Source organism: Streptomyces sp. NPDC026538 (assembly GCF_055567535.1).
The window spans coordinates 817,157-829,238 of sequence record NZ_JBVHQG010000002.1 but is presented as its reverse complement, the minus strand read 5'-3'; the positions used below and the strand labels follow the sequence as shown (position 1 = coordinate 829,238).

Annotated in this window: 14 protein-coding genes; 6 read left to right on the top strand and 8 right to left on the bottom strand. The window is 72.5% G+C overall.

Annotated features, from left to right (window positions below):
* Positions 1-162: 162 nt before the first annotated feature.
* The 5 genes from ACZ4N4_RS10690 to ACZ4N4_RS10670 all read right to left on the bottom strand — a co-directional run bounded on the left by ACZ4N4_RS10690 (position 163) and on the right by ACZ4N4_RS10670 (position 5,954).
* Positions 163-246: a putative leader peptide gene (locus tag ACZ4N4_RS10690; RefSeq protein WP_360476077.1), complete on the bottom strand. Its 84-nt coding sequence runs from the start codon at positions 244-246 to the stop codon at positions 163-165.
* Between the two features lie 92 nt (positions 247-338).
* On the bottom strand, positions 339-929 hold the full coding sequence (locus tag ACZ4N4_RS10685; RefSeq protein ID WP_467586730.1) for a GNAT family N-acetyltransferase: 591 nt from the start codon (positions 927-929) through the stop codon (positions 339-341).
* A 102-nt stretch (positions 930-1,031) separates the two neighbouring features.
* A complete protein-coding gene (locus tag ACZ4N4_RS10680; protein WP_467586727.1) occupies positions 1,032-2,366 on the bottom strand; it encodes a hypothetical protein in 1,335 nt (444 codons plus the stop codon).
* 268 nt (positions 2,367-2,634) lie between these two features.
* Entirely contained in the window at positions 2,635-3,912 is a 1,278-nt protein-coding gene (locus ACZ4N4_RS10675) for a GAF domain-containing protein (protein WP_453566405.1), read from the bottom strand.
* Positions 3,913-4,319: 407 nt separating this feature from the next.
* The gene (locus tag ACZ4N4_RS10670) at positions 4,320-5,954 is read right to left on the bottom strand and encodes an acyl-CoA dehydrogenase family protein (protein WP_467586723.1); all 1,635 of its coding nucleotides are present in this window, start codon (positions 5,952-5,954) and stop codon (positions 4,320-4,322) included.
* A 150-nt stretch (positions 5,955-6,104) separates the two neighbouring features.
* Between ACZ4N4_RS10670 and ACZ4N4_RS10665 the strand changes: the two genes are divergently transcribed.
* Positions 6,105-7,238 carry a YihY/virulence factor BrkB family protein gene (locus ACZ4N4_RS10665; RefSeq protein WP_450765097.1) on the top strand — a complete coding sequence of 378 codons (1,134 nt, stop codon included), beginning with the start codon at positions 6,105-6,107 and terminating at the stop codon, positions 7,236-7,238.
* Positions 7,239-7,378: 140 nt separating this feature from the next.
* Entirely contained in the window at positions 7,379-8,053 is a 675-nt protein-coding gene (locus ACZ4N4_RS10660; protein ID WP_453566410.1) for a helix-turn-helix domain-containing protein, read from the top strand.
* On the opposite strand, the gene ACZ4N4_RS10655 is transcribed toward ACZ4N4_RS10660, so the two are convergent.
* Complete coding sequence (locus ACZ4N4_RS10655) at positions 8,039-8,437, bottom strand: VOC family protein (protein ID WP_467586720.1); 399 nt, start codon at positions 8,435-8,437, stop codon at positions 8,039-8,041. The genes ACZ4N4_RS10660 and ACZ4N4_RS10655 overlap by 15 nt on opposite strands.
* Positions 8,438-8,532: 95 nt before the next feature.
* Complete coding sequence (locus tag ACZ4N4_RS10650; RefSeq protein WP_467586717.1) at positions 8,533-9,165, bottom strand: VOC family protein; 633 nt, start codon at positions 9,163-9,165, stop codon at positions 8,533-8,535.
* A 98-nt stretch (positions 9,166-9,263) separates the two neighbouring features.
* Between ACZ4N4_RS10650 and ACZ4N4_RS10645 the strand changes: the two genes are divergently transcribed.
* The 4 genes from ACZ4N4_RS10645 (at position 9,264) to ACZ4N4_RS10630 (ending at position 11,771) form a co-directional block, all read left to right on the top strand.
* Positions 9,264-9,806, top strand: a complete 543-nt coding sequence (locus ACZ4N4_RS10645; protein ID WP_467586715.1) for a membrane lipoprotein — start codon at positions 9,264-9,266, stop codon at positions 9,804-9,806.
* A gap of 31 nt (positions 9,807-9,837) precedes the next feature.
* Positions 9,838-10,488, top strand: a complete 651-nt coding sequence (locus ACZ4N4_RS10640; protein ID WP_453566418.1) for a ThuA domain-containing protein — start codon at positions 9,838-9,840, stop codon at positions 10,486-10,488.
* 159 nt (positions 10,489-10,647) lie between these two features.
* Positions 10,648-11,532 carry an isocitrate lyase/PEP mutase family protein gene (locus ACZ4N4_RS10635; RefSeq protein ID WP_467586712.1) on the top strand — a complete coding sequence of 295 codons (885 nt, stop codon included), beginning with the start codon at positions 10,648-10,650 and terminating at the stop codon, positions 11,530-11,532.
* The gene (locus tag ACZ4N4_RS10630; RefSeq protein WP_453566422.1) at positions 11,529-11,771 is read left to right on the top strand and encodes a hypothetical protein; all 243 of its coding nucleotides are present in this window, start codon (positions 11,529-11,531) and stop codon (positions 11,769-11,771) included. The genes ACZ4N4_RS10635 and ACZ4N4_RS10630 overlap by 4 nt, the downstream gene beginning before the upstream one ends.
* 105 nt (positions 11,772-11,876) lie before the next feature.
* Here the strand turns inward: ACZ4N4_RS10630 and ACZ4N4_RS10625 are convergent, their stop codons facing one another.
* Positions 11,877-12,080, bottom strand: a complete 204-nt coding sequence (locus ACZ4N4_RS10625; RefSeq protein WP_453566425.1) for a hypothetical protein — start codon at positions 12,078-12,080, stop codon at positions 11,877-11,879.
* Positions 12,081-12,082: the final 2 nt, after the last annotated feature.

Here is a 12,082-nt window from a genome sequence, read left to right as displayed (position 1 = left end):
GGACAGCGACGGAAGGGGCCGGCGCGGAGCGCCGTCGTTGAGGGGCGGAGGTCGGGCGGCGGGAGGGAGGCTCTTACCTGCGCGTACGGGCGCACGGGGGCAAATCTGCGCGACACTGCGCAAGGGAAGGTCTGGACAGGAAAGCGCGGCGGTGCTGTGCTCTCAGCCCGCCGGACAGATGGCGCTGGACATGCGGCCGAGGTCGACGTGCCGCCGACTCACCAAGGCGGTTCCAGTTCCAGACATGACGGAAGCGTGTCACGCGGATCTCGGGCCAGTCCACCATCGTCCGTAGTTCGGACGGATCTATTCTGAATACTGAGACGGGATGGTGTGGGTCACGTTGCCGGGTGCGGCTCCGGACGCGCCCCCGGCCAGGGTCCGGGTGCCGAGACGTCCGGTTCCTCCTCGACCTTCGTGTCGAAGAGCCTGAAGCCGCGTCGCTGGTAGTTGGCCATCGCGTGCTCGCCGTCCAGGCTGCAGGTGTGCAGCCACACCCGCTTCGTCGGCGGCAGACCGGGCCACCGCTCCGCCAGGTCCCAGGCGCGTGTGGCGCCGTACGACAGCAGGTGACCGCCGATCCGGCGGCCCCGGAACGCCGGTATCAGGCCGAAGTAGACGATCTCCACGACCCCGTCGTCCTGCGGTTCCAGCTCGACGTAGCCCGCCGGGGTGCCCCGGTCGTAGCCGACCCAGGTCTCCACGCCCGGCCGCTCCAGGTGTTCCCGCCACCGGGCGTACGTCCAGCCCAGCCGGTCGGTCCAGCGGATGTCGCCGCCGACCGAGGCGTACAGGAAGCGGCTGAACTCGGGGGAGGGGATCTGCGAGCGGACGACCTCGACCGTGTCGCCCTCCGGCGCGGCGGCCGGGAGGAGGTCGGCCGGGGAGGTCTGCTCCAGGGACCAGGTGGTCACGACGATGCTGCTCATGGGGGCCAGGCAATCATCCCGGCCCCGGCCGTGTCGATGTCCGTCGAACGCGGCGACGCGCCGAGTCCGTGGTCCGAGCGACGTGTCGGTGGTCCGTGTCGCCTATCCGAGCGACGCGTCGATCGAGCGCAGCGGCACCGAGAACAGCATGCGGTCCGTGACCGACCACACCTTGCCCGTGTCGGGAGCGTAGGAGAGCGAGCCGGTGCCAGCGCCCCAGCAGCGGTGCGATGCGTCCGAGCCGCAGCGGGCCGCCTGCGCGCCCCCGGTGTCCTGCCGCCACAGGCTGCCGTGCCCGTCCATGGCGCCGGGCAGGTGACCGACGTACCACTCGGAGGCGGTCGCGCCCGGCGGGCGGTACGACAGGACGCCCCGGATCTCGGAGGCCCCGGTCCGGTACGCCTCGACCGCGTCCGCCCGGCCGGCGGCGTCGGTGGCGAGCGATCCGTCGTGGGTCGGGTTCTCGTCGAACGCGTACCGCCACAGCCGGGCCCGCTGATCGCCGCCGGCGGGTGTCCACTCGCCGAGGACCAGGCTGTCCGGGGCCGTCCCGCGGTCCACGGACAGTGCGCTCGGACAGGGCGCACCGGCCTCGGAGCAGCCTCCCGCGGTGAACCGGTACGAGCCCACGGCGGGCATCACGTACCGGAAGCCGTCGGCCGACCAGCCGCCGGGCACCCGGCCGACCGCGTCGGTCAGCACCGAGGTGCGCTGGATGCGGTTGAGGTCGTAGACGTAGAGCGCGTCGGCGCTGCCCGGAGTGGTGGTGACCAGCAGCTTGTCCTCGTACCAGGCCATGCCCGAGATCTCCGAGGTCAGGCCCCGGTAGGTACGGCCGTCGGCGCTGGGCACGGTCAGCAGGACCCAGGAGTACGAGGGGTGTGCCGGGTCGTTCTCGTTCACGACCGCGACCCTGGCCAGGCCCCGGGAGGCGGCGGGGCCGCTGGAGGTGCTGTGCGTCCAGCCGGCCAGGACGACCCGGTTGGCGCCCCACAGGCCGTCGTCGTCCGCTTCGGAGGAGGTGGTCACCGAGGCCGGCCGCCAGTCGTCGGTGAGGGTGTCGGTGGGGTCCCAGCAGTACGCCTCGGTGGCCGCCGGGGTGACCGGCAGCGAGTCCCGGTCGTCGGAGTCGCAGTCGGCCGCCCGGCGCAGGGTGTGGTCGGCGTCCGCCAGGACGTCGGCGACCCCGACCGTGCCGCCCATCGCCGAGGCGAGCCGGTCCAGCGAGCGGCGCGGCACCAGGTGTTCCTGAAGCTGGAGGCGCCCGGTGTCGGCGCCGGAGGTCAGCGGCTTGAGTGCGCCCGGGTCCTCGGCGACCGTGGCCTGCGAGGCGCTGACGATCGTGGCGGTCGCGGTGAGCGCCAGCGCGGCCCCGGCCAGGGCCGCGCGCAGTGCCGTGCCCCGCCTGCGCCGCCGGTGTCTGCCGCGATGCTTCATGTTTCCTCCCGAGGCGGGCCAACTGCGCCTCATGGTCCGTACGTTGACCGAGGAGCAGCTGGGGATGCCCGTACCGGGATGCTACGGCAGTCGAGGCGGCCGTACCGCGAAGACCCCGCAAATATGCGGAAGATACGTCACCGGATGCCCCTGACGCGTCGAATGCGCCCTGGGGCACGGGCCTTCACACCGGCCTTCACACCGGCCTTCGCACGGGCCTTCGCACGGGCCTTCGCACCGGCCTTCGCACTGGCCTTCGCACCGGCCTTCACGCGGACCGGGGGCCCGGCCCTCTGTCCGCCGCCACCGCCGGGGCGTTCGAGCAGGGCAGCAGGTCGTGCGGGTCGGCGGGGAGCAGCACCTCGATCTCCGCGTCCTCCCTGAAGCGATAGGGCCGGTGTTCGAGCAGCGCCCCCAGATAGCGCCGGATCCTGGACATCTCGGCGCGCACGGTCACCGTCCGTGAGGCGTCCCCGAAGACGTCCTCGGCCAGCCCGGCCGCGCTCCGGCCGCCGCGCCGTACCGCCAGCAGATACAGCAACTCGGCGTGCCGTGGACTCAGTTCCCTGGACCAGGAGCAGGCGCCGCCGCTCACCGTCACCGAGGGCCGGCGCGGCCGGGCCAGGTCCAGCACCAGCCGGCCGCCGCCCGCCGGTGCCGGCTCGTCCACCGCCCGCAGCAGCCAGCCCCCCGCCAGCGGCTCCACCGAGCACAGTCCGAGCGCCGGCAGCCAGCGGCGGCCCGGCGAAAGGGACTTGGGCAGTGCGAGCCGCTGCGGATACGGCATGCCGGTGACCGCCGCCGTCCAGCCGTCGGCGTCCACCGCCAGCGCCCGCCCGCCCAGCCGGGCCAGCACCGGGGCCGCGACCGCGCGCAGCCGCTCCAGCGCGGCCAGATGCAGCTCCCGCAACCGGGCCTCGGCGAGTTTCGCCACCGAGTTCACCCAGGCCAGGGTGGCCGGATGCATGGTCTCCAGGGGCCCGCTGACGTCCACCACACCGAGCAGCCTGCCGTCCCGGGGATCGGTGATGGGGGCGCCGGAACACGTCCATGAGCTGAGCGAGCGGACGAAGTGCTCGGCGGCGAAGACCTGGACGGGACGCCGCACCACCGCCGGGGTGCCGACCCCGTTGGTGCCGACGATGTCTTCGCGCCAGTCGGCGCCGGGTGTGAATCCGACGCCGTCCGCCTTGCGCAGCACCGGCGAGGAACCCTCGCGCCACAGCACCCGGCCGTCGGCATCGGCGACCACCATGATGTGCTGGGCGACGTCCGCGACCGAAAGCAACCCCTCGCGCAGTACCGGCAGTACGTCCCGCAGCGGTGACTCCTCACGTCTGCGCCGGACTTCGTCGGCGGACAGCAGCCCCGAACGGAAGTCGTGTTCGGGGTCGACGCCGCCGCGCAGCATCCGCCCCCAGGACTTCTCGATCACCGGCCGGGGCGCGATCCGCCCACGCTGTCCGGCGAGTCTCGCCTCGCGCAGTTCGCTCAGTAACCGCGCCGCCTGCGCCGCGTCCACCGCGGCGAGTCGCGCCACGTCCATCGGCGGGTTCCCCACTGAGGTCCTCCCGGACAGTCCTCGGAAAAGGTGTGGAAGTGTCTTGTCAAGCCGTCCGGGCGGCGGTTTCCGGTCCGACTGTGCGTCTCATACTGCCGTTTTCCAGCGCCGGAGGCACACAGTCCGCACACAGACACCGATATGTTGCAACCCCTTGCAACCCTGGTGAACGGGCCTGGGGTGGCCGAAAATTGAGCCGACGCTCCGGCGTCGGTGGCCTGACATGGGCCGAAGAAGCGGGGGTGGTGCCGTGTCGGCGCAGCACCACCCCCGTGCCCCGCCGGAAGGCCGGATGCGGTAGGGGGTGCGGCTTGCGGTGCGTCGGCGGCTGCGGCGGGGTCGTGGCTGGTCGCGCAGTTCCCCGCGCCCCTAGGGAGTTGCGGAGGGACTTCTCAACAAGCTCGGGCCCGCTCTGCCACGGCAACCAGGTCCAGGCCCTTCGGCAAGGTGCCGAAGGATGAACCCCAGTCGTTGCCCAGTCTTGACGCGCAGAAGGCGTCGGCCACCTCCGGGGGTGCGAAGCGGACCAGCAGGGAGCCCTGGAGGACCGTCGCCAGGCGTTCCACCAGGCGCCTGGCCCGGGCCTCCATGCCTTCCAGGTCGGCCAGTTCGGAGAAGAGGTCCTTGACCGCGCGGTCCAGGCGGTGGTCGGCGCCGTGGGCGCGGCCGATCTCCTGGAGGTAGGCGTCCAGCGCTCCCGGCTCGCGTTGCAACGCCCGCAGGACGTCCAGCGCCTGGATGTTCCCCGCGCCCTCCCAGACCGAGTTCAGCGGTGACTCGCGCACCAGCCGGGGCAGCCCCGACTCCTCCACGTAGCCGTTGCCCCCCAGGCACTCGGCGGCCTCCACGGCGACCGGCGCACAGCGCTTGGTCACCCAGTACTTGGCGGCCGGCAACGCCAACCGCAGCAGGGCCTGTTCGGCCTCGCCGCCGTTGTCGTAGGCGGCGGCCAGCCGGAGCGCGAGCGTCGTCGCGGCCTCCGACTCGATCGCGAGGTCGGCCAGGACGTTGCGCATCAGCGGCTTGTCGGCGAGCTTCCCGCCGAACGTCTCGCGGTGCGTGCAGTGGTGCACGGCCTGGACCACCGCCTGCCGCATCAGCCCCGCCGAGCCCAGCACACAGTCGAGCCGGGTCGCGGCGACCATCTCGATGATGGTCCGCACCCCGCGCCCCTCCTCGCCCACCCGCCGCGCCCAGGTGCCGTCGAACTCCACCTCGCTCGACGCGTTCGACCGGTTGCCGAGCTTGTCCTTGAGGCGCTGGAGGAGGAAGACGTTGCGGGTGCCGTCCTCCAGGACCCGCGGCACCAGGAAACAGGTCAGTCCGCCCGGGGCCTGGGCCAGTACCAGGAAGCCGTCGGACATCGGCGCCGAGCAGAACCACTTGTGTCCGGTGAGCGTGTACGTCCCGGGCTCGGCGAGCGGGGCGGCGACGGTCGTGTTCGCGCGTACGTCGCTGCCGCCCTGTTTCTCCGTCATGCCCATGCCGAAGAGGGCGCCGGCCTTCTGGGCGGCCGGCCGCAGCTCGCGGTCGTAGATCACGGACGTCAGCAGCGGCTCCCACGCGGCGGCCAGCTCCGGGTCGGTGCGCAGCGCGGGCACCGCCGCGTTCGTCATCGACAGCGGGCAGCAGTTCCCGGCCTCGGCCTGGGTCCAGACCAGGAAGGCGGCCGCCCGCCGGACGTGCCCGGACGGCCGTACCCAGCCGGTGGTCAGGCCCGCGCCCACGCCCTTGCCGAGCAGCCGGTGCCAGGCGGGATGGAACTCGACCTCGTCGACACGGTGGCCGTAGCGGTCGTGGGTGCGCAGCCGCGGCGGGTGCTCGTTGGCCTGCGCCGCCCACTCCTGCACCTGCGCCGAACCGGCCGAGACGCCGATCGACGACAGCTCGGCGCGCACCTCGTCCAGCAGCTCCGGGTCGGTGTGCCGGGCCACCGCCTCGACGAGGGCGTGGTCGGCGGCGAAGAGGTCGTATCCGACCAGCGGGGGCGGCTGGTTGGTCACGGTATGGGTGGTGGTGCCTGCCATGTCTGCGAACCTATCCGGGGCCGACGGCGGTGGTCTCCAGCGTGACACAGGGGTACCCCCGGGCGCCCCGCAAGATCCTGCCGGGTCCGGAAGATCGCTTCGGGACCCCGGAAGATGAGTACTGCCCCGGACGGCGGATACCGTTAGGGCGTGCAGCCAGCAAGCGATACCCCCGAGCGGCCCTCCGGCCGGCTCCACCGGGCCAGGGCCCTCTACCGGAACGTCTCCAAGCGCAGGACGGCCTGGCTGCTGGTCAAGGACACCGTCAATTCCTGCATGGAGTACCGCATCCTCGGCCTCGCCGCCGAGGCCGCCTTCTTCACCCTGCTGTCCGTCCCGCCGCTGCTGCTCAGCCTCATCGGACTGCTCGGCTACGTCGACGACTGGACCGGCGCCCACACCATCGCCAGCCTGGAGACCAACCTCCTGGACGCCTCCCGCACGGTCCTGTCCGACAAGGGCGTGAAGGAGATCGCGGAGCCGATCCTGCACGACGTGGTGCGGGGCGGCCGCCCCGACGTGATCTCCATCGGCTTCCTGTTCGCCCTGTGGTCGGGCTCCCGCGCGGTGAACGTCTTCATCGACACGATCACCGTGATGTACGGCCTCGACGGCGTCCGGGGCATCGTGAAGACCCGGATCGTGTCCTTCCTGCTCTTCATCGCCGCGCTGCTGATCGGCTCGGTCGCGCTGCCGCTGATGGTGGCCGGGCCGGACGCGGTGGTCCGGATCGTGCCCTGGTCCGAGACGGTCGTACAGGTCCTGTACTGGCCGGTCGTGATCGTCCTGTCCATCGTCTTCCTGACCACGCTGTACCACGTCTCCGTGCCGGTCCGCTCGCCGTGGATCGAGGACGTGCCGGGCGCCCTGGTCGCCCTGGCCATGTGGGTCCTCGGCAGCTTCCTGCTGCGCATCTACCTGACCAGCACCATCGAGGGCGCGACGATCTACGGCTCCCTCGCCGCGTCCGTCGCCGTGCTCCTGTGGATCGGTGTGTCCGCCTTCGCGGTGCTGGTCGGCGCCGCCGTGAACGCCGCCATCGACCGGGTCTGGCCGGCCGCCGCCACGGCCGCGGCGCGCGCCGCCAACGAGCGGTTGCGGGAGGCCCAGGTCGCCGAGTACGTCGCCCGCGCGGCCGCGGCGCGCGAGGTCGACCCCGACGATCCGGACATGCCGTCCGAGTTCCCGGAACGCTGGTCCCGCTTCCTGCCGCCCGAGGACGTCACGGCGCGGTTGCGTACGCATGTGAAGAGCAGCCATCCGCCGCGGAAGCCGGAGGCCTGAGGGCCGGGGCCGGGTTCGTCTCGGGGGTTCGCGTCTCGGGCGGGGTGCGGGTTCGCTGCGGCTGATCGCGCCCACGCGGCGGCAGCCGCATATCGAACACAGCCCCCCGCCCCTGATGGGGCGCGTCTACGCTGCCGTCTGTGTACAAGGAGCGGGCGTCTCGACTTCCCGGTGCGGTCGTCTGGGTGAACACCCCCGGCGAGGGCGGTGCGGGGCGGGTGCTGCCCGACGGGTGTATGGATCTGCTCTGGCATGAGGGGCGGCTGCTGGTCGCCGGGCCCGATAGCCGCGCGTACGTCACCGAAGGCACCCAAGGCGTGTGGGTGGGCCTGCGTTTCTACCCCGGTACCGCGCCCGGCTTCCTCGGCGTGCCGGCGTATGAACTGCTCGACCGGCGGGTGCCGCTGAGCGACCTCTGGCCGGCCTCCGCCGTGCGGCGGCTGCGCGCCCTGGTCGGTGCCGCCGATGATCCCGCCGCCGCGCTGGAGCGTATCGCTCTGGAACGGGCCGTCCCGCCCGACCCGTCCCTGAAGCGGCTCGTCGAAGCCCTGGACGCGGGGCGCGCCGTGGGCGCCGTGGCCGATGAGCTCGGCCTGGGGGCCCGCCAGTTGCACCGGCGCAGTCGCGACGCCTTCGGCTACGGGCCCAAGACGCTCGCCCGGGTGTTCCGGATGCAGCGGGCGCTCGCGCTCGCCCGGGACGGGGTGCCGCTCGCGGAGACGGCGGTCCGGGCGGGGTACGCGGACCAGCCTCATCTCGCTCGGGACGTACGGGAGCTGGCGGGTCTGCCACTGACCGGACTACTCGGCGGGTAGCGGGGCGAACAGGTCGACGCCGTTGCCGTCGGGGTCGTGCACGGTGGCGTATCGCTGGCCCCAGAAGGCGTCCCACGGTTTGAGTTCGCCGTGGTACCCGGCGCCGACCAGGTCCTCGTAGACCGCGTCCACCTCGGCGGGCGAACCGCAGCGGAAGGCGAGCCCCACCCGGCCGCCGTCGGCCGGCGGGCGCCAGGCCGGGTGGAAGGAGCGGACCGTCTCCTCGGTGTCCAGGGCGAGGGTGAGCCCGCCGGGCAACTCGGCCTCGACATGCGGCTGTTCCTCGGCGCCGGGCGGGAAGTCCAGGCCCAGGCGACGGTAGAAGGCGAGGGACGATGCCAGGTCGGAGGCGACCAGGCCGATCACGGCGAATCGTGGAGTCATGACGTCACCGTAGGCGGGGGCCCGAGCGCCGGTCTTGAAGGAATCGGACACCAGGTAATCGGACACCAGGTAATCGGACACCGGGGAACGGACCCTCAGGAGAAGGTCACGGCTCCCCGCGGGGTGTCGACGGTGAAGGAGAACGCCACCGGTCCCTCGGTCAGGGTCAGGTCCGTGCCCAGTGCGCTCAGCAGAGGGCGGACCGCCGCGGGGTCGGGGACGGTCGCGGACACCGCGAGCAGCGGGGTGACCGGCAGCCCGGAGGCCGTCGGGTGGCGCGAGGAACCCCAGTCGATCAGGAACGGCACCAGGCCCGAGGGATGCGCGGTGGTGCTGTCGGTCAGCCGCCACTCCAGCAGCGTTCCGTCGGGGCGCCGGCGGCTCATCGGACGCGGCTCACCGGGGTCGTAGCCCCGGGCCCGCGCGGCCGCGACGGTCGCGTCCAGGTCCCGCGGGCGGATCGCCCAGGTCACCGTGCGGGCGGTGGTGAGCCCGTCGACGCCGAAGGGACGGGCGCCGGGCGGTACGGACTGCTCCGGGTCCGGGCCGATGATCTCCAGATAGCCGGTGCCGCCCAGGGACACCAGATGGTTGCGGGTGCCGAGGTCCGGGTGGGCACCGCCGGCCGCCGGCGTCACACCGGTCCGCCGGGCGAAGTCGGCGACCGTCGCGGCGAGGTCGGGGGTCGCCAGCACCAGGTGGTCGAGGAGGGGCGGGGTGGCGTTCATCGAAGCCGAGGCTAGGCGCCGTCGGCGCCGACGGACAAGCGGCGGGGCAAGTCGGAAATCCCGATGCCCGTGGAACGTCCGTGCGGCACGATGGGCGCATGATCCGTGCCGTGCGCGTCCTGCCGCCGCTGCTCCTCGCCGCCGCCCTGCTCACCGGATGCGGTACCGAGAAGGCGGCCCCCGGAGCCTCCGCCTCGCCCGCCGACCCGGCCGAACTCACCGCCAAGGCGAAGGCGTTGGGTATGGATCCGGAGCTGGTCTATGTCACCGGGGCCCCGGGGTTCACGCTCGCCCAGCAGTCCGTCGGAGTGCAGGGCGACGACGGATTCTCCGCCGCCTACACGGACAGGACCGGCGCCGTCATCCACCTCTACACCGACCACCTGCGCTACGCCGGGACACACAAGTACGAGGTGACGAAGAAGGACTGCGTGGTGTGGCTCGAAGCCGAGGGCGGGGTCTCCGGCGCCGTACTGGGCAAGGCGCTGCGCGCGATCCACCGTCCCACCGCCGGTGAACTCGACACCCTGCTGCCCACGCCCGACCCGGCCTTCACCGACGACCAGCCGGTACAGCGCGGCGACCTGCCCTCCAACGGGGACGGCGCACCCGACAACAGCGTGCCGACGCCCGGCCTTTGAACCGTCGGCGGCCATGGGCGACCATGCGGCCATGGCCCCTCGTCTGCTCGTCCACACCCGCACCACCGGCTACCGCCACGACTCGATCCCCGACGCCGTCGCCGCCGTAAGGGAGTTCACCGATCTCGACGTCGACGCCACCGAGGACCCGGCCGCCCTCGAACAGCCGCTGGACGGGTACGCGGCCGTCGTCTTCCTCTCCACCAGCGGCGAGATCCTGACCCCGCGGGGCCGCGCCCGGCTGGCCGCCTACGTCGAGGCGGGCGGCGGCTTCGCCGGTGTGCACGCGGCGGCCTGCACCGAGTACGACTGGCCGTACTACGGCGAACTCCTCGGCGCCCGCTTCGACCGCCACCCGGAGTACCAGCCCGGCCGGGCGGTCGTCGAGGACCCCGGCCATCCGGCGACCCGGGAGCTGCCGGCCGTCTGGGACTTCACCGACGAGTGGTACGACTTCCGGGACAACCCGCGCGGCCGGGTCCGGGTGCTGCTGCGCGCCGACGAGTCGTCCTACGACGGCGGCACCATGGGCGACGACCACCCGCTGGCCTGGTGCCGCGAGCAGGGGGCCGGACGGGTGTTCTTCACGGCGCTCGGGCACGCCCGGGAGGCGTACCGGGATCCGGCCTTCCTGACCCATCTGCACGGGGGTCTCACCTGGGCCGCCCGGCTCGGCCAGTGACGTTTCTCCGGTGAACCCGATCCGCCATTGGGGTGAGTAAAGCTCGCGCACGGAGATAGTCACGTGCGTATCTAGAGATGCTCTTGTCTTGGCAAAGGGCTGTCGAGACGCGAAGGCCACCGAGCCGCCGCGCCACCCACCCACAGGAGGAGCCGGACCTTGACTTACGGGAAGAAGCTGCGCGAGCAGATCGCCGGGCCGGGGACCACCCCGTTGATCGGCGTGTACGACATGTACTCGGCGTCGATCGCGGCCAAGCACTACGACGGGATGTTCGTCTCCGGCTTCGGCTTCGCCGCGTCGTACTACGGCCTGCCGGACATCGGATTCATCGCCTGGCCCGACATGGTGGCCTTCGTCCAGCGGTTGCGGGGCGCGTTCCCGCACCACCACCTCCTCGTCGACATCGACGACGGGTACGTCGACCCCGAGGTCGCCTGCCATGTCGTCGAGGGGCTGGAGCGGATCGGCGCCTCCGGGGTGATCCTGGAGGACCAGAAGCGGCCCCGCCGCTGCGGGCACGCCGACGGCAAGCAGGTACTGCCCCTGGAGGAGTACCTGGACAAGCTGGAGAAGGTCCTGGAGACCCGCCAGGATCTGCTCGTCGTGGCCCGTACGGACGCCACCGACGAGCACGACATCCTGCACCGCGCGGAGCGGCTGGCCGCCACCGACGCCGACGTGATCCTCGTCGACGGGGTCCGCAGCGAGGAGTGGATCCGCCGCATCCGCAAGGTCGTCGGCGACAAGCCGCTGCTCTTCAACCAGATCGGCGGCGGCAAGTCACCCCGGCTCTCGCTCACCGAACTGGGCGAGCTCGGCGTCGACGTCGCCATCTACTCCACCCCCTGTCTGTTCGCCGCGCACGAGGCCATGGAGAGCGCGCTCGGCGAGCTCAAGGCGGCGGACGGCCGGCTGCCCGAGGTGGACGCGGCCGGCGGTGTCGGGGTCAAGGCGTCCACCGCCCTGCTGGAGCGCAACATCGCACGGGAACGGCTCGACGAGCCCGTGCCCGTGCCCGTGCCCGAGGGCGTGGGCGTGTGACGCGCTTGCCGACGGCTGTGGCGGTCGCGGCGGTGCTGCTCGGCACGGCCGGGGTCCCCGCGCATGCGGCCGGGAGTCTGATCACCGTGATCGACAACTCCCACGCGGACTCCATCATCGAGGTGGACCGCACGGCGAACGTCCAGGCCGGGCGGGGCACGGCCGGCAGCGACCACGACGGCAGCGCCGTGGACGCGATCCAGGCGCTGCTCGGTGAGCCTCTTCGAGCCGACGACTGAAGGACCGGCCGGTGGGGAACTGCGGGTCCGTCGTGGCTGGACGCGCAGTTCCTCCCCCAGCCTTCGGCCGGGGGTACCCCCAGCGCCCCTGACGGGCGCTCCGCCTCAGTCCTCGTTCAGGTCCGGGCGGCCGTTCTCGTCCAGCTCCACGTCCTCCTTCGGGTCGTGCTCGTCGGGCGGGGCAGCCACCATGGCGTGGTGCTCGGCCGGGGCGACGGTACGGGTCGTGGCCTGGGCGGAGCCCAGGACCGTGGTCACGGCGGCCGCGGCCAGGGCGCAGGCCGCCGTGGTACGCAGGGTGAGATTCATGC